The organism is Streptomyces niphimycinicus (genome assembly GCF_018883605.1).
Lineage (GTDB): Bacteria > Actinomycetota > Actinomycetes > Streptomycetales > Streptomycetaceae > Streptomyces > Streptomyces niphimycinicus.
On record NZ_JAHLEM010000055.1, the window covers coordinates 12730 to 29582 of the forward strand.

Annotated in this window: 14 protein-coding genes and 1 pseudogene; 10 read left to right on the forward strand and 5 right to left on the reverse strand. The window is 69.9% G+C overall.

The window, feature by feature from the left end; translation table 11 throughout:
- Positions 1-203 precede the first annotated feature (203 nt).
- From KN815_RS06995 to pgi, 10 genes and pseudogenes are all read left to right on the forward strand, one after another.
- Positions 204-512: a hypothetical protein gene (locus tag KN815_RS06995; RefSeq protein ID WP_216340875.1), complete on the forward strand. Its 309-nt coding sequence runs from the start codon at positions 204-206 to the stop codon at positions 510-512.
- A gap of 767 nt (positions 513-1279) precedes the next feature.
- Entirely contained in the window at positions 1280-1807 is a 528-nt protein-coding gene (locus tag KN815_RS50105) for a zinc ribbon domain-containing protein (RefSeq protein ID WP_253208809.1), read from the forward strand.
- A 561-nt stretch (positions 1808-2368) separates the two neighbouring features.
- A pseudogene (locus KN815_RS07005) lies at positions 2369-2827 on the forward strand (zinc carboxypeptidase); the annotation flags it as partial.
- A 176-nt stretch (positions 2828-3003) separates the two neighbouring features.
- The gene (gap, locus tag KN815_RS07010) at positions 3004-4008 is read left to right on the forward strand and encodes a type I glyceraldehyde-3-phosphate dehydrogenase (RefSeq protein ID WP_216340876.1); all 1005 of its coding nucleotides are present in this window, start codon (positions 3004-3006) and stop codon (positions 4006-4008) included.
- Positions 4009-4090: 82 nt separating this feature from the next.
- The gene (locus KN815_RS07015; RefSeq protein WP_216340877.1) at positions 4091-5293 is read left to right on the forward strand and encodes a phosphoglycerate kinase; all 1203 of its coding nucleotides are present in this window, start codon (positions 4091-4093) and stop codon (positions 5291-5293) included.
- Positions 5294-5298: 5 nt separating this feature from the next.
- Positions 5299-6075 (forward strand): triose-phosphate isomerase, encoded by a 777-nt coding sequence (tpiA, locus tag KN815_RS07020; protein ID WP_216340878.1) that lies wholly within the window; start codon positions 5299-5301, stop codon positions 6073-6075.
- A gap of 113 nt (positions 6076-6188) precedes the next feature.
- Positions 6189-6416, forward strand: coding sequence for a preprotein translocase subunit SecG (gene secG, locus KN815_RS07025; protein ID WP_014059875.1), 228 nt, complete (start codon positions 6189-6191; stop codon positions 6414-6416).
- A gap of 216 nt (positions 6417-6632) precedes the next feature.
- Positions 6633-6968 carry an RNA polymerase-binding protein RbpA gene (locus tag KN815_RS07030; RefSeq protein WP_009718803.1) on the forward strand — a complete coding sequence of 112 codons (336 nt, stop codon included), beginning with the start codon at positions 6633-6635 and terminating at the stop codon, positions 6966-6968.
- Positions 6969-7120: 152 nt separating this feature from the next.
- Positions 7121-8359, forward strand: a complete 1239-nt coding sequence (locus tag KN815_RS07035; protein WP_216340879.1) for an MFS transporter — start codon at positions 7121-7123, stop codon at positions 8357-8359.
- A 51-nt stretch (positions 8360-8410) separates the two neighbouring features.
- Positions 8411-10063: a glucose-6-phosphate isomerase gene (gene pgi / locus KN815_RS07040; protein WP_216340911.1), complete on the forward strand. Its 1653-nt coding sequence runs from the start codon at positions 8411-8413 to the stop codon at positions 10061-10063.
- A gap of 79 nt (positions 10064-10142) precedes the next feature.
- Here pgi and pgl read toward each other — a convergent pair whose 3' ends face one another.
- From pgl to tkt, 5 genes are read right to left on the reverse strand one after another with little or no spacing between them, the layout of a single operon-like run.
- Positions 10143-10925 carry a 6-phosphogluconolactonase gene (gene pgl, locus KN815_RS07045; protein WP_216340880.1) on the reverse strand — a complete coding sequence of 261 codons (783 nt, stop codon included), beginning with the start codon at positions 10923-10925 and terminating at the stop codon, positions 10143-10145.
- Complete coding sequence (opcA, locus tag KN815_RS07050) at positions 10922-12073, reverse strand: glucose-6-phosphate dehydrogenase assembly protein OpcA (RefSeq protein ID WP_216340881.1); 1152 nt, start codon at positions 12071-12073, stop codon at positions 10922-10924. Before opcA ends, pgl begins: the two co-directional genes overlap by 4 nt.
- Positions 12070-13593 (reverse strand): glucose-6-phosphate dehydrogenase, encoded by a 1524-nt coding sequence (gene zwf, locus KN815_RS07055; protein WP_216340882.1) that lies wholly within the window; start codon positions 13591-13593, stop codon positions 12070-12072. Before zwf ends, opcA begins: the two co-directional genes overlap by 4 nt.
- A gap of 4 nt (positions 13594-13597) precedes the next feature.
- Positions 13598-14716 (reverse strand): transaldolase, encoded by a 1119-nt coding sequence (tal, locus tag KN815_RS07060; RefSeq protein WP_216340883.1) that lies wholly within the window; start codon positions 14714-14716, stop codon positions 13598-13600.
- A gap of 45 nt (positions 14717-14761) precedes the next feature.
- The gene (gene tkt / locus KN815_RS07065; protein WP_216340884.1) at positions 14762-16840 is read right to left on the reverse strand and encodes a transketolase; all 2079 of its coding nucleotides are present in this window, start codon (positions 16838-16840) and stop codon (positions 14762-14764) included.
- Positions 16841-16853: the final 13 nt, after the last annotated feature.

Here is a 16853-nt window from a genome sequence, read left to right on the forward strand (position 1 = left end):
AGGCACGAACCGGCTTGCCGGGGATACGGCTCAGATGGCGCTGACCGGCTGGATGTCGTCGGGCGGAGCCTGGCGTGGGGCTCCGTCAACGGTCCCGCACCGCAGTCCTGCGGTGGATGTGACTCCGGGCGCGGAAGCCTGCTGCGCAGGAGAGCATGAATCGGTGTGAGCTTGCGTTCACGGCCGAGAAGGTGACACGCACGGTGAGATCGAGCGGCGCGGTGGTGACACTGGCCGCGCTGCTCCTGGGGGGACTGGCCGCGGCCCCCGCACCACGATCGGCGGACCCCGCCGGGGACGGGCTGTCCGTCTGGGCCGCCCAGGTCACCAAGGACCAGATTCCGCTGCTGCTCCGCGCCGGAGCGGACGGCACCGAGCTGGGGCGGCAGGTGCCCGAGAAGGGCACCGGCCCGGTCGAGCTCTACTCACCGCCGAGCAGGCCGCCGCACTGCGCGGCGAGGGCGTGCGGCTCGCCGAGAAGAAGGTCTCCGCACCGACCCGCAACCGACTGAAGGCCGCGGGCGACGGCGTCTTCCGCCCCTACAGCGGCGAGGGCGGGCTCCAGCAGGAGATCGTCGAGGGCATGGTCGCTGACCCCTCAGGAGCGAGCGGCACGCAAGCCGCACCCCTGGACCCCGCTCCAGCACCTCGCGGTTCTGGAGCGCACGAGCGATCCGGGGGCGCGTATGTCCCCTGGGTCATGCACCGGAGCGCTTGCTTCGTGTTCGCGATGGGGGAGTTCATCGCCTCCCATGACGGCGTTGCGGAGCGTCGCCGCTCTCTGCTGCCTCTCGGGCACAGAACGCCCGGATGGCCGGAGGAGCCGGAGAATACGAACAACTGCCCTACGGCTCACCAGTTGTGGTGATGGCTAGGTAAAGGCGGGCTTGTGTGCGGCGGTCGTACTACGGTCCGAGGCCATGAAGCTGGTGACGCAGGTGAAGCTGGTGCCGGATGCCGTGCAGGCTCGGGCATTTGAGCGCACCCTGCCCGCGATCAACGAGGCCGCAAACTGGGTCTCCGCCGTGTCCTTCGAGTACTTCAGGCTCAGGGGCAGCGTGCGTGAGCTGCGGAAACGGTGTTACGGCGAGCTGAAGGCCCGTGGGTTCGGGGCACAGGCCGCGCAGCACATCATCAAGCGCGTGGCCGACGCTTACACGACGCTGCGGGCCAACATAAAGGTCGGGAACCTCGGCCCCGAGCACTCCAAGCGCCGACGGAAGGCGGAGTCCAAGCCGATCGTCTTCCGTCCGCACGCCGGGCACACCTTCGACGACCGGTGCCTGAGCTGGAACTACGACACCCGGACCGTGAGCATCTGGACCCTGGACGGCCGGATCAAGAACGTGCGGTTCGCCTGTTCGCCCGGCGCTCTCAAGCAGCTTGCCGAGCACCGTCAGGGACCCACATCAATCACAAGATCGCCAAGACTGTCGTTGCTGTCGCCCAACGCACCGAACGCGGCCTCGCCCTGGAACAGCTCCAGGGCATCCGCGAGCGGGTTACGGTTCCCCGCGACCAGCGAGCACGCCAGTCCTCCTGGCCGTTCCACCAGCTCGGCTCGTTCATCGCCTACAAGGCCAAACGTGTCGGCGTGCCGTTCATCGAGGTGGACCCGGCCTACACCTCGCAGCGCTGTCCGCGCTGCGGCCACACCGAGAAGGCCAACCGGCCCACTCGGGACCACTTCCGCTGTCGTCGGTGCGGCCTCGCTGGGCCCGCCGACCACGTCGCCGGGACCAACATCGCTAAGCGAGGGGTCACGGCGTGGGTATTCGTCAACATGCCCGGTCCGGTCCCCGCATAGCGCAGGGACCGGTAGATGTGACCCTTGACCGTCCTGCCGTAGGGGGCAGTCGGGGGCATAAGCAGAGCCGTATCGAACCGAGTCAACGAACTCGGTCGTTTGCCGCCGCGCAGTTGACCTATGACACCGAGCCCGGCTACGACGATGTGATCGTCGAGGCGCGCACCGCAGGCCAGGACAGCTCGACGCCCCCCACCGAGTGCGAGGCGGGCTTCCTGCTCAATCTGCACCCGTTCGTCAACTTCTCGGCCGTGAACGGACCGAGCTTGTTGACTCAGTCGGCCACACCGATTCATGCTCTCCTGCGCGGCTGGCTTCCGTGCCGGGAGTCACATCCACCGCAGGTCTGCGGTGCGGGACCATTGACGGGGCCCCAGGCTGGGTGCGCCCAGCGGCATCCGTTCGGTCAGCGCCGTCTGAGCCGTATCCCCGGCAAGCCGGTTCGTGCCTTGCAGGCTCGCGAACGGATGCGAAGAGATTACCGGACCGTTGCGCGGCCGGAGGGGGAAGGATGCGATTCCTCCCGGGCATTGAACGCCCGGGGTCCCTCTCAAGGACAGGCTGAAGCACTATCTGACCCCCGGCGACGACGGCTGCGGTGCGCGGGGCAGCACCGGAGCCTGGAACAGCCTGACGGGCTCCTCCGAGGGGTGGCGGCCGGTCTCCGTGGACCTGAGCGGCTACGCGGGCAAGAAGGTCGAGCTGGCGCTCTCCTACGTCACCGACCCGGGCACCGGCGGCCGGGGCGCCTTCGTGGACAGCACCGAGTTCACCGTCGGCGGCACCGCCAAGGACTCCGAGGGCTTCGAGACGGCGCTCGGCCCCTGGTCGGTCTCGGGAGCGCCGGAGGGCAGCCCGGCGAACTCGGCGGACCGGTCCCGTTCCCGGGAGCTCTTCCACACCGCCGCGGGCGTCACCACCCGGGACACCGTGCTGCTCGGCTTCGGCCTGGAGCATGTCCCGGACGCCGCCCAGCGGGCCCGGCTGGTGGCCGACGCGCTACGTGCGCTGCGTCGTTGACAGCGCGTGACAAATCGTGACTGAATCGGCGGCCCGTACCACTTTCCGGTGGTCATGGGCCGCCGATTGCCAATGTCACGTACGTCCCGTGATAGCGGTAGGGTCGGAGGCGGTCGGGGACATCCCATATACGTTCGCCGGCGTCCAGACCGGCATACCAACGAGGAGATCGGTTCGTGACGATCCGCGTAGGCATCAACGGCTTTGGCCGTATCGGTCGCAACTACTTCCGCGCGCTCCTTGAGCAGGGTGCGGACATCGAGATCGTCGGTGTCAACGACCTGACCGATAACGCCACCCTGGTGCACCTGCTGAAGTACGACACCATCCTCGGCCGGCTGAAGCACGAGGTCAGCCACACTGAGGACACCATCACGGTGGGCAACCAGACCTTCAAGACGATGGCCGAGCGCGACCCGGCGGCCCTTCCGTGGGGCGAGCTCGGCGCCGACATCGTGGTGGAGTCCACCGGCATCTTCACCAAGCGCGAGGACGCCGCCAAGCACCTCGCCGCAGGCGCCAAGAAGGTCCTGATCTCCGCGCCCGCCAAGGACGAGGACATCACGATCGTGATGGGCGTCAACAACGAGAAGTACGACCCGGCGAACCAGCACGTCATCTCCAACGCCTCCTGCACCACGAACTGTGTGGCGCCGATGGCCAAGGTCCTCGACGAGAGCTTCGGCATCGTCAAGGGCATGATGACGACGGTCCACGCGTACACCAACGACCAGCGCATCCTGGACTTCCCGCACAAGGACCTGCGTCGCGCCCGCGCGGCGGCGGAGAACATCATTCCGACCTCCACCGGTGCCGCCAAGGCCACCGCGCTGGTCCTGCCGCAGCTCAAGGGCAAGCTGGACGGCATCGCGATGCGCGTCCCGGTCCCGACCGGCTCGGTCACCGACCTGGTCCTGGAGCTCGACCGCGAGGTCACCAAGGACGAGATCAACACGGCCTTCCAGAAGGCCGCCGAGGGTCAGCTCAAGGGCATCCTGGAGTACACCGAGGACCCGATCGTCTCCTCGGACATCGTCAACTGGCCCGCGTCCTGCACCTTCGACTCCTCCCTGACCATGGTCCAGGGCAAGCAGGTCAAGGTCGTCGGCTGGTACGACAACGAGTGGGGCTATTCCAACCGCCTCGTCGACCTGACCGTCTTCGTCGGCGCGCAGCTCTGACCGCTGTCCCGATGAGCCAGGAACGGGGCCCACTACGACGGTGTCGTAGCGGGCCCCGATCCATGATCAAGGAGTCATCCCTGTGAAGACGATTGACGATCTTCAGGTCGCCGGGCAGCGGGTCTTCGTCCGCGTCGATCTGAACGTCCCGCTCGACGGCGAGACGATCACCGACGACGGCCGGATCCGCGCCGCCGTTCCGACGATCAACAAGCTCCTGGACCTGGGCGCCAGGGTGATCGTCGCCTCGCATCTGGGCCGCCCCAAGGGCGCCCCGGACCCCCAGTACTCGCTCGCCCCCGTCGCCCGGCGGCTCGGCGAACTCCTCGGCAAGCAGGTCGCCTTCGCGACCGACACCGTGGACGAGAGCGCTCAGGCCACCGTGGCGGGGCTCGCCGACGGCGAGGTCGCGCTGCTGGAGAACCTGCGTTTCAACGCCGGTGAGACCAGTAAGGACGACGCCGAGCGCGGCGCCTTCGCCGACCGGCTCGCCACCCTCGCCGACCTCTACGTGGGCGACGGCTTCGGCGCGGTCCACCGTAAGCACGCCTCCGTGTACGACCTCCCGGCCCGGCTGCCGCACGCCGCCGGCGAGCTGATCGCCGCCGAGCTGTCGGTCCTGAAGAAGCTCACCGAGGACGTCAAGCGGCCCTACGCGGTCGTCCTCGGCGGCGCCAAGGTCTCCGACAAGCTCGGCGTCATCGACCACCTGCTGGAGAAGGCCGACCGCATCCTGATCGGCGGCGGCATGGCCTACACCTTCCTCAAGGCCCAGGGCCATGAGGTCGGCGGCTCGCTGCTTCAGGAGGACCAGGTCCCGGCGGTCCAGGACTATCTGCGCCGGGCCAAGGAGCGCGGGGTGGAGTTCGTGCTCCCGGTCGATGTCACGGCCGCGTCCGAATTCCCGGACCTGAAGACCAAGGCCCCCGCGAACCCGCGGGTCATCGCCGCGGACGCGATCCCGGCCGATCTTCAGGGGCTGGACATCGGCCCGGAGACCCGCAAGCTGTACGCCTCGAAGCTGGCCGACGCGGCCACCGTCTTCTGGAACGGCCCGATGGGCGTCTTCGAGCACCCCGACTTCGCCGAGGGCACCCGGGCCGTGGCCCAGGCGCTCCTGGACAGCCCGGCCTTCACCGTGGTCGGCGGCGGCGACTCCGCTGCGGCCGTACGGATCCTGGGCTTCGACGAGAACGCTTTCGGCCACATCTCGACCGGCGGTGGAGCGAGCCTCGAATACCTCGAGGGCAAGACGCTCCCCGGCCTCGCCGCACTGGAGGACTGAACACTGTGAGTGACCGTACGCCGCTGATGGCGGGCAACTGGAAGATGAACCTCAACCACCTCGAGGCCATCGCCCACGTCCAGAAGCTCGCCTTCGCACTCGCCGACAAGGACTACGAGGCCGTGGAGGTCGCGGTGCTGCCGCCCTTCACCGATCTGCGGTCGGTGCAGACCCTGGTCGACGGCGACAAGTTGAAGATCAAGTACGGCGCCCAGGACATCTCCGCGCAGGACTCCGGCGCCTACACCGGCGAGATCTCCGGCCCGATGCTGTCCAAGCTCAAGTGCACCTTCGCCGTCGTCGGGCACTCGGAGCGGCGCCAGTACCACGGCGAGTCCGACGAGCTGTGCAACGCCAAGGTCAAGGCGGCCTTCCGCCATGACCTCACCCCGATCCTGTGCGTCGGCGAGGGCCTGGAGGTCCGTAAGGCGGGCAACCAGGTCGCCCACACCCTCGCGCAGGTGGACGGCGGTCTCAAGGACATCCCCGCCGAGCAGGCCGAGACCATCGTGATCGCCTACGAGCCGGTCTGGGCGATCGGCACCGGCGAGGTCGCGACCCCCGAGGATGCCCAGGAGGTCTGCGGGGCCATCCGCGGCCGGCTCGCCGAGCTGTACGGCCAGGAGGTCGCCGACAAGGTCAGGATCCAGTACGGCGGCTCGGTGAAGTCCGGGAACGTCGCCGCGATCATGGCTCAGCCCGATGTGGACGGCGCCCTGATCGGCGGCGCGGCGCTGGACGCGGACGAATTCGTCAAGATCGTTCGTTTCCGCGACCAGTGAGTAGGCCCTAGCGCGCGCGTCGTCGTACCCTGTCGGGGGTCGAGGCGGTGGAAATCGCACCGTCCGGCCCCCGACGTCCGTACAAGCCCGAGAAGGTTGGTCCAACTGTGATCATGGGGTTTTCGATCGCCCTCATCATCTTCAGCCTGCTGCTGATGATGTTGGTGCTCATGCACAAGGGGAAGGGCGGCGGCCTGTCCGACATGTTCGGTGGCGGCATGCAGTCCTCGGTGGGCGGCTCCTCGGTCGCCGAGCGCAACCTGGACCGCATCACCGTGGTGGTCGGGCTGCTGTGGTTCGTCTGCATCGTCGTGCTCGGGCTGCTGATGAAGCTCGACTGAGGCTCCGGCGGGGCCCGCCGAGGGCCCGGCCGACGCCCGATAACTGACGTACCGTCGTCAGCGGGGCCCATATGCGGCCTATGATGGCAAGGCGTCCTCGGGGACGGGTGTAACTCCTCTCCCTGGACGCGCGTTGGGCCTTACGTAGACTGGGGCGCCGGGCGGCGAAGCTGCCAATCGAGGCTTCGCGGCACCATCACGCAGGGAGTTACGACCGTGGCAAGTGGCAACGCGATCCGTGGAAGCCGGGTCGGAGCGGGGCCGATGGGAGAGGCCGAGCGAGGCGAATCGGCGCCGCGCCTGCGCATCTCCTTCTGGTGCTCGAACGGGCATGAGACCGTGCCGAGCTTCGCCAGCGACGCGCAGATCCCTGACACGTGGGACTGCCCCCGCTGCGGCTTCCCGGCCGGCAAGGACCGGGACAACCCGCCGGACCCGCCGCGCACCGAGCCGTACAAGACGCATCTGGCGTACGTACGGGAGCGGCGCAGCGACGCCGACGGCGAGGCGATTCTCGCCGAGGCACTCGCCAAGCTCCGGGGCGAGATCTAGACACAGCACGCGGTACGACGGCCCGGCCGGGCACCTCCTGTGAGGGGTGCGCGGCCGGGCCGTTGTCAGTGGTGCGGGCTACGGTCGTGGGGTGCTGAATCTCCGGGGGGAGCCGTCCCGCCGGGCGGGGGCGGACGCATGGGGGGATCGTGATGGCCGCGGTGGACGCCGGTGAGCTGGGCGCCGGAGAACCGGTGGTGCCCGCGTGGCGCGGGGGGTTCGGGCGGCTGTGGGCGGCCGCGGTCGTCTCCCGGTTCGGGGACGCCCTGCGGGGTGCGGCGCTGCCGCTGCTGGCCGTCTCGCTGACCGATTCGCCGGTGCTGGTCTCGCTCGTGACCGCCTGCGGCTTTCTGCCCTGGCTGCTGTTCGGGCTGATCGGCGGGGCAATCGCCGACCGGGTGGACCAGCGGCGGGCGATGTGGGCGGTGGACGGCGCGCGGGCCGTCCTGATGGCGGGGTTCGCCGTCGCCGTCTGGCTGGGCCAGGCCACCATCGGGCTGCTGCTCGTCCTCGCGTTCGCCCTGACCACGCTCCAGACCCTGTTCGACAACGCCGCCACGGCGCTGCTGCCCTCGGTGGTCGGGCAGCAGGCGCTGGGCAGGGCCAACGCCCGGCTGATGACCGGGCAGGAGGTCATGGGCCGGTTCGTGGGCGCCCCGCTGGTGCCGGTGCTGCTGGGACTCGGCGCCGCGATGCCGTTCGCGGCGGACGCGGTCACCTATCTCGCCGCCGCCGTGCTGGTGGCCTCGCTGGGGGTGACACCCTCTCAGCGGGCCCCGCGCCCGCCGGGCGGATCGCTGCGGCGCGATATCGCCGAGGGCTTGGCCGTGCTGTGGCGGGACCGGACGCTGCGGGCGCTGTGCGCCTCCACCACGCTGTGCAATATCGGCATCGGCGCGCTCATCGCCACCCTGGTGCTGCACATCACCGGCTGGCTGGGCGCCGGGAACACCGGCTATGCGGCCGTCATCACCGTGTACGGCATCGGGAGTGTGATCGGGGGGCTGGTGGCCGCCCGGCTCACCGAGAAGCTGGGGCGCGCCCGTGCCCTGGTGGTGTGCGGCACCGCGCAGATCGGCGCCCTGGTCGTCCTCGGGGCGATACGGAGCCTGCCGGTCGCGGTCGCAGCCATGGGCCTGTTCGGCTTCGCGGGGATCGTCTGGAACGTGACCGAGGTGACGATGATGCAGCAGCGCAGCCCCGACGGGGCACTGGGCCGGGTGAGTTCGGCCTTCCGCACCCTGTCGACCGCGGGCGCCCCGCTCGGCGCGCTGCTGGGCGGGGTGATGGCCGCGGCGTGGGGGCTGAACACGCCCGCGCTGGGGGCGGCGGCGCTGTTCGTCTGCGGGGTGGCGGCCCTCGTTCCGGGAATGCGGTCCGTCATCAATTAGGTTGGTGGCCACGGGGGCCAGGCACCGACGAGAAGTGGGCTGATGTCCGAGATGACCATGGAAGGCCGCACCAGGCTGGACGAGCTGCCGGAGTGGCATGCGCTGGCCGCACACCGCAAGGATCTGGGCGATGCGCATCTGCGCGACCTGTTCGAGGGCGACCCGGAGCGCGGGCGCCGCCTCACCCTTCAGGTCGGCGATCTCCACGTCGACTACTCCAAGCACCTGGTGACCGACGAGACGCTGCGGCTGCTGCGCGAACTGGCCCGGGCCACCAAGGTGGCCGAGCTGCGGGACGCCATGTTCCGCGGCCGGCGGATCAACACCACCGAGGACCGCGCGGTGCTGCATATCGCGCTGCGCGCACCGCACTCCGCGGAGATCAAGCTGAGCGGCGAGGACGTCGTCGGCGAAGTGCACGCCGTGCTCGCCAAGATGGCCGTCTTCGCCGACCGGGTCAGGTCCGGCGACTGGACCGGCCACACCGGCAAGCGGATCAAGAACGTCGTCAACATCGGCATCGGCGGCTCCGATCTGGGCCCGAAGATGGCGTACGAGGCGCTGCGCGGCTATTCCGACCGCTCGATGACCTTCCGGTTCGTCTCCAATGTGGACGGCGCGGATATGCATGAGGCGGTGCGCGACCTGGACCCGGCCGAGACGCTGTTCATCGTCGCCTCCAAGACCTTCACCACCGTCGAGACCATTACCAACGCCCTCTCCGCCCGCGACTGGCTGCTGACCGGGCTGCGGGCCGGTGAGGAGGCCGTCGCCAAGCACTTCGTGGCGGTGTCGACCAATGCCGAGAAGGTCGCCGAATTCGGCATCGACACCGACAACATGTTCGGGTTCTGGGACTGGGTCGGCGGGCGCTATTCCTATGACTCGGCCATCGGGCTTTCCCTGATGGTCGCCATCGGCCCGGACTGCTTCCGCGAGATGCTGGCCGGCTTCCATCTGGTCGACGAGCACTTCGCCACCGCCCCGCCGGAGGAGAACGTCCCTCTGCTGATGGGCCTGTTGGGCATCTGGTACGACAACTTCCACGATGCCCAGGCGCATGCCGTACTGCCGTACAGCCACTATCTGTCGAGGTTCACCGATTATCTTCAGCAGTTGGACATGGAGTCCAACGGCAAGTCCGTGGACCGGGACGGCCATCGCGTCGGCTGGCAGACCGGCCCGATCGTCTGGGGCACCCCCGGCACCAACGGCCAGCACGCCTACTACCAACTGCTTCACCAGGGCACCAAGCTGGTCCCGGCCGATCTGATCGGCTTCGCCCGGCCGGTGAAGGGCATGCCGCCCGGGCTGGAGTCCCACCACGATCTGCTGATGGCCAACCTCTTCGCCCAGGGCCAGGCGCTGGCCTTCGGCAAGACCTCCGAGGAGGTCGCAGCCGAGGGGGTGGCCGAGGAGCTGGTGCCGCACAAGACCTTCGCGGGCAACCGCCCCACCACCACCATCCTCGCCTCCGAGCTGACCCCGTCGGTGCTGGGCCAGTTGGTCGCCCTCTATGAGCACAAGGTCTTCGTCCAGGGCGCCGTCTGGAACATCGACTCGTTCGACCAGTGGGGAGTGGAGCTGGGCAAGGTGCTCGCCAAGCGCGTCGAGCCCGCCCTGACCGAGGGCGCCGAGGTGCCGGGTCTGGACACCTCCACCGAGCATCTGGTGGCCACCTACCGCTCGCTGCGCGGCCGCTGAGGTCCGTTGCGGCACAGATGACCGATCCCCCGGGCGCTATCAGGCGCCCGGGGGATCGGTCATCTGCGATACGAGGGAGTCACGGCGACGCCGGGGGATACAGCTCCCGCGGCAGACCGGCCGCCGCGGCCCGGTCCAGCAGCCACAGCGTGCGGGCGCGGCCGTACGCACCCGCCGCCGGAGCCTGGAGCTCCCCGGCCCCCGACAGGGCTATCGTGACCGCCCTCGCCTTGTCCTCACCGGCCGCCAGCAGCCACACCTCCCGTGCCGCGCGAATCGCGGGCAGGGTCAGCGAGGTCCGTACGGGCGGCGGTTTGGGCGCGCCGCGCACCCCGACCACCATCCGCTCGGTCTCCCGGACGGCGGGCAGCTCGGGGAAGAGCGAGGCCACATGGGTGTCCGGGCCGACGCCCAGCAGCAGCACATCGAACGACGGCACCGCGCCGTGGTTCTCCGGCCGCGCGGCCCGGGCCAGCTCGGCGGCGTACGCCTCGGCCGCGGCGTCCACGTCACCGCCGTTCGTCCCGTCCGACGCGGGCATCGCGTGCACCCGCGCCGGGTCCAGCTCCACCGCGTCCAGCAGCGCCTCGCGGGCCTGGGTGACATTGCGGTCGGCGTGGCCCTCCGGCAGGAATCGCTCATCGCCCCACCACAGGTCCAGCCGCGACCAGTCGACCGCGTCGCGCGCCGGGGCGGCGGCGAGCGCGGCCAGCAGGCCATTGCCGTTGCGCCCGCCGGTCAGGACGACCGAGGCGGAGCCACGGGCGGCCTGGGCGTCCACGATCTTCGTGATCAGCCGGGCCGCCGCGGCCTGGGCCATCAGCTCCTTGTCGCGGTGGACGACCACCTGTGGCGCGGTCACTTGTCCGCCTTCCCGTCCGCCTTCCGCTCCGGGGCCTTCGCCGGGGGGTGCGGCTTGGGAGCCGGCGGCTGTGCCGGTGCCTGCGGCGGGTTCTTCGGAGAGCCGGGCGCATGCTCCGGCGGCGCCTCCGGGTCCCGGGTCGGCAGCGGCGGCCGGTCCGGCTCCGGTGTCACCTGAGTCGCCGGGGCGGCCTTGGCGTCCCGCTCCAGCACGCCCACGCCGCCCTGGCCCAGCTTGTTCACGCCGAACTTCACCGACGACGCGTAGATCTCGTCGGGGTCCAGCCGGCGCAGCTCCTCGGCGATCAGCTCCGAGACCTCACGCCGCTGGAGCGCCACATGCCGGTCGGGCTGGCCCGGCATCGCCAGCTCGGCCAGCGAGCCGTTCGCCCGGTCCAGGCAGATCACGCCGTCGGCCGTCTCCAGCCGCACCGCGGTCAGCCCGGGGCCCTCCGAGACCTGCCGGTCCACCGGCACTCCCAGCCGCTCGGCGAGCCACAGCGCGAGCAGTTCGCTGCTCGGGTTGTACGCCTCGCCCTCGACGACCGCGGAGGTGATCGGGGAGTGCCGCTGGTCCAGCGCGGCGGCCAGGACGCTGCGCCACGGGGTGATCCGGGTCCAGGCCAGATCGGTGTCGCCCGGGGTGTAGGTCGCGGCCCGCAGCCCGAGGGCCGCGACCGGGTCCTCGGTGGCCTGGGCGTCGGTGATCCGGCGCTGGGCCAACTGTCCGAGCAGGTCCTCGCTGGGGTGCTCGGGGGCGTCCTCCGGCCACCACACCACCACCGGGGCGTCCGGCAGCAGCAGCGGCAGGACCACCGAGTAGGCGTGGTTGGCGAGTTCGCCGTGCAGCCGCAGCAGCACCGTCTCGCCGGTACCGGTCTCGCCGCCGACCCGCACCTCGGCGTCCATCCGGGCGATCTTGCGGTCGCGCGGCGACCGGCCCGGCCGCTTGATGACGACCAGGATCCGCGAGGGGTGTTCCTTGGACGCGTCGCTCGCCGCCCGCAGCGCGTCGTAGTGATTGCCCTCGTCGGTGACGATGACGAGGGTCAGCACCATGCCCACGGCCGGGGTGCCGGTGGACCGGCGCGCCTGGATCAGGGCGGAGTTGATCCGGCTGGACGTGGTGTCCGTGAGATCGATGTTCATGGCCGCCGCCAGCTCCGTCCGTCTCGTGCGAGCATCTCGTCCGCGGCTTTCGGCCCCCAGGTCCCGGACGTGTACTGCTCGGGCCTGCCGTGCTTGTCCCAGTACTCCTCGATCGGGTCGAGGATCCGCCAGGACTGCTCGACCTCCTCATGGCGGGGGAAGAGATTCGCCTCGCCCAGCAGCACATCGAGCAGCAGCCGCTCGTACGCCTCGGGGCTGGACTCGGTGAAGGACTCGCCGTACTGGAAGTCCATCGTCACGTCCCGGATCTCCATGGAGGTGCCGGGCACCTTGGAGCCGAACCGGATGGTGACGCCCTCGTCCGGCTGCACCCGGATGACCAGGGCGTTCTGCCCGAGCTCCTGGGTGTCGGTGGCGTCGAAGGGGGAGTGCGGGGCGCGCTGGAAGACCACCGCGATCTCGGTGACCCGCCGCCCCAGCCGCTTGCCGGCGCGCAGATAGAAGGGGACGCCCGCCCAGCGGCGGTTGTCGATCTCCAGCTTGATCGCGGCGTAGGTGTCGGTCTTCGAGTGGGGGTCGATGCCCTCCTCCTCGAGATAGCCGTGCACCTCCTGGCCGCCCTGCCAGCCGGCGGCGTACTGCCCGCGCACCGTGTGCTTGCCCAGCTCCTTGGGCAGCTTGACCGCCCGGAGCGCCTTGAGCTTCTCGGTGACCAGGGAGGACGCCCCGAAGGAGGCGGGCTCCTCCATGGCGGTCAGCGCGAGCAACTGGAGCAGGTGGTTCTGGATGACGTCACGGGCCGCGCCGATGCCGTCGTAGTAGCCCGCGCGCCCGCCGATGCCGATGTCCTCGGCCATGGTGATCTGCACATGGTCGACATAGGACCGGTTCCAGATCGGCTCGAACATCGTGTTGGCGAAGCGCAGCGCCATGATGTTCTGGACCGTTTCCTTGCCCAGGTAGTGGTCGATCCGGAAGACATCACTGGGCCGGAAGACCTCGTGGACGACCTGGTTGAGCTCCTGGGCGCTCTTCAGGTCGTGGCCGAACGGCTTCTCGATGACCGCGCGCCGCCAGGAGTCGCCCTGGCCCTGCGACAGCCCGTGCTTCTTGAGCTGCTGGACGACGGTGGGGAAGAACTTCGGCGGGACCGACAGATAGAAGGCGAAGTTCCCGCCGGTACCGCGCGCCTTGTCGAGCTCCTCTATGGTCGCCCGCAGGGTCGTGAACGCCTCGTCGTCGGAGAACGCGCCGGGGACGAAGCGGAACCCCTCGGCGAGCTGCTGCCAGACCTCCTCGCGGAACGGGGTCCGCGCGTGCTCCTTGACCGCGTCGTGCACGACCTGGGAGAAGTCCTCGTCCTCCCAGTCGCGGCGGGCGAAGCCGACCAGCGAGAAGCCCGGCGGCAGCAGCCCGCGGTTGGCCAGGTCGTAGATGGCGGGCATCAGCTTCTTACGGGACAGATCGCCCGTGACACCGAAGATCACGAGGCCGGACGGCCCCGCGATGCGCGGGAGCCGTCGGTCTCGTGGGTCACGCAGCGGATTGCTGCTGGTCACGGTTTCACGCCTCCGAGGGTGCGAGGCGCTTCAGCTCCGCCTCGATGGACTTCAGCAGGTCGTTCCAGGAGGACTCGAACTTCTCGACGCCCTCGTCCTCCAGGACCTGGACGACGTCGTCGTAGGAGATCCCGATCCCGGCCAGCGCGTCGATGTCGGCCTTGGCCTGCTCGTAGGTGCCGCGCACCGTGTCGCCGCTGATCTCGCCGTGGTCGGCGACCGCCTCCAGCGTGGCCTCCGGCATGGTGTTGACGGTGCCGGGGGCGACCAGGTCCACGACGTACATGGTGTCCTTGTACGCCGGGTCCTTGACGCCGGTCGAGGCCCACAGCGGACGCTGCTTGTTGGCGTTCGCCCGGTCCAGGGCGGCCCAGCGGTCGGAGCCGAAGACCTCCTCGTACGCCTGGTAGGCGAGGCGGGCGTTGGCGACGGCGGCCTTGCCGCGCAGCGCCTTGGCCTCGTCGGTGCCGAGCTTGTCGATGCGCTTGTCGATCTCGGTGTCCACGCGGGAGACGAAGAAGGACGCCACCGAGTGGATCTTCTGGAGGTCCAGACCCGCGGCCTTGGCCTTCTCCAGACCGGCCAGGAAGGCGTCCATGACCGCGCGGTACCGCTCCAGGGAGAAGATCAGCGTGACATTGACGCTGATGCCCAGGCCGATCACCTCGGTGATCGCGGGCAGTCCCGCCTTGGTCGCCGGGATCTTGATGAAGGTGTTGGGCCGGTCCACCAGCCAGGCCAACTGCTTGGCCTCGGCGATGGTGGCGGCCGTGTTGTGGGCCAGGCGCGGGTCGACCTCGATGGAGACCCGGCCGTCCTGGCCGCCCGTCGCGTCGTAGACCGGCCGGAGGATGTCGGCCGCGTCGCGGACGTCCGCCGTGGTGATCATGCGGACGGCTTCCTCGACGGTGAGCTTGCGGACCGCGAGGTCGGCCACCTGCTGCTGGTAGCCCTCGCCGCCGGAGATCGCCTTCTGGAAGATCGACGGGTTGGTGGTGACGCCTACGACATGCTGCTGGTCGATCAGCTCGGCCAGGTTGCCGGAGGTGATCCTCTTGCGGGAGAGGTCGTCGAGCCAGATCGCGACGCCTTCGTCGGCCAGCCGCTTGAGTGCGTCTGTCATGGGGTGTGTTCTCCTACTCGTCGCTACTAAGTCGTCTGCGGGCTGTCAGTGCCCGGCGGCGTCGAGAGACTCGCGGGCGGCGGTCACCACGGCCTCGGCGGTGAGGCCGAACTCCCGGAAGAGCACCTTGTAGTCGGCGGAGGCGCCGTAGTGCTCCAGCGAGACGATGCGGCCGGCCTCGCCGACGTAGCGGTGCCAGGTCAGGCCGATACCCGCCTCGACGGCCACGCGGGCCTTGACGGACGGCGGCAGCACTGTCTCCCGGTACCCCCTGTCCTGCTCCTCGAACCACTCGACCGAGGGCATTGACACGACGCGGGTCGGAACCCCGGCGGCCTGGAGCTGCTCACGCGCCTCCACGGCGAGCTGCACCTCGGAGCCGGTGCCGATGAGGATGACCTGCGGCCGGCCGCCCTCGGCCTCGAAGAGGACGTAACCGCCCTTGGCGGCGTCCTCGCCGGCCTCGTAGGTCGGCACGTTCTGCCGGGTCAGCGCGATGCCGTGCGGAGCCGGGTTCGCGCTGTGGCGGCGGGTGATCTCGCGCCAGGCGATGGCCGTCTCGTTGGCGTCGGCCGGGCGGACGACGTTCAGGCCCGGGATGGCGCGCAGCACCGAGAGGTGCTCCACCGGCTGGTGGGTCGGGCCGTCCTCGCCGAGGCCGATGGAGTCGTGCGTCCACACGTAGGTGACCGGCAGCTTCATCAGCGCGGCGAGCCGGACGGCCGGGCGCATGTAGTCGGAGAAGACCAGGAAGGTGCCGCCGTAGACCCGGGTGTTGCCGTGCAGCGCGATGCCGTTCATGGTCGAGCCCATGGCGTGCTCGCGGATGCCGAAGTGCACGGTGCGGCCGTACGGGTCGGCCTCCGGCAGCGGGTTGCCCTTCGGGAGGAAGGACGAGGAGGCGTCGATCGTGGTGTTGTTGGAGCCCGCGAGGTCGGCGGAGCCGCCCCACAGCTCGGGCAGCACCCCGCCGAGCGCCTTGAGCACCTGGCCGGACGCCTTACGGGTGGCGACATCCTTGCCCGGCTCGAAGACCGGCAGCACGGACTCCCAGCCCTCGGGCAGCTCGCCCGCGGTGATCCGGTCGAACAGGGCGGCCCGCTCGGGGTTGGCGTTCCGCCACTCCTGGACCTTCTTGTCCCAGGCGGCGTGGGCCTCGCGGCCGCGGTCGACCAGGGCGCGGGTGTGGTTGATGACGTCCGTCTCGACCGCGAAGTGCTGCTCGGGGTCGAAGCCGAGGACGCGCTTGGTGGCGGCGACCTCGTCGGCGCCGAGCGCCGAGCCGTGCGACGCCTCGGTGTTCTGCGCGTTCGGGGCGGGCCAGGCGATGATCGTGCGGGCCGCGATGATCGAGGGGCGCTCGGTCTCGGCCTGCGCCGCCTTGAGCGCCGCGTACAGCGCGTGGATGTCGAAGTCGCCGCTCTCGGCCTGCTCGATGCGCTGGACGTGCCAGCCGTACGCCTCGTAGCGCTTGAGCACGTCCTCGGAGAGCGCGGTCGCGGTGTCGCCCTCGATCGAGATGTGGTTGTCGTCGTACAGGGCGACGATGTTGCCCAGCTTCTGGTGGCCGGCCAGCGAGGACGCCTCGGCGGAGATGCCCTCCTCCAGGTCGCCGTCGGAGACGATCGCCCAGATGGTGTGGTCGAACGGAGAGGCGCCCTCGGGCGCCTCCGGGTCGAACAGGCCGCGCTCGTAGCGTGCCGCCATCGCCATGCCCACCGCGTTGGCGATGCCCTGGCCCAGGGGGCCGGTGGTGGTTTCGACACCGGTGGTGTGGCCGTACTCCGGGTGGCCCGGGGTCTTGCTGCCCCAGGTGCGGAACGACCGCAGATCCTCGAGCTCCAGCCCGAAGCCCGCCAGGTAGAGCTGGACGTAGAGAGTCAGGCTGGTGTGCCCCGGAGACAGCACGAAGCGGTCGCGGCCCGTCCAGTCCGCGTCGGAGGGGTCGTGCCGCATCAGCTTCTGGAAGAGCAGGTACGCGGCGGGCGCGAGGCTCATGGCCGTGCCAGGGTGGCCGTTACCGACCTTCTGTACGGAGTCCATGGCCAGGACCCGGGCCGTGTCGACGGCCTGCCGGTCCAGATCGGTCCACTCGAGGTCTGTGGTAGTCGGCTTGGTGCTCACCCTGAGTCAGGGC

What these genes read in the sequence shown, in the direction of transcription:
- secG (WP_014059875.1), top strand. Translation starts at nt 6,189, where the DNA reads ATGGGGTTTTCGATCGCCCTCATCATCTTCAGCCTGCTGCTGATGATG.
- KN815_RS07035 (WP_216340879.1), top strand. Translation starts at nt 7,121, where the DNA reads ATGGCCGCGGTGGACGCCGGTGAGCTGGGCGCCGGAGAACCGGTGGTG.
- pgi (WP_216340911.1), top strand. Translation starts at nt 8,411, where the DNA reads ATGACCATGGAAGGCCGCACCAGGCTGGACGAGCTGCCGGAGTGGCAT.
- opcA (WP_216340881.1), bottom strand. Translation starts at nt 12,073, where the DNA reads ATGAACATCGATCTCACGGACACCACGTCCAGCCGGATCAACTCCGCC.
- tal (WP_216340883.1), bottom strand. Translation starts at nt 14,716, where the DNA reads ATGACAGACGCACTCAAGCGGCTGGCCGACGAAGGCGTCGCGATCTGG.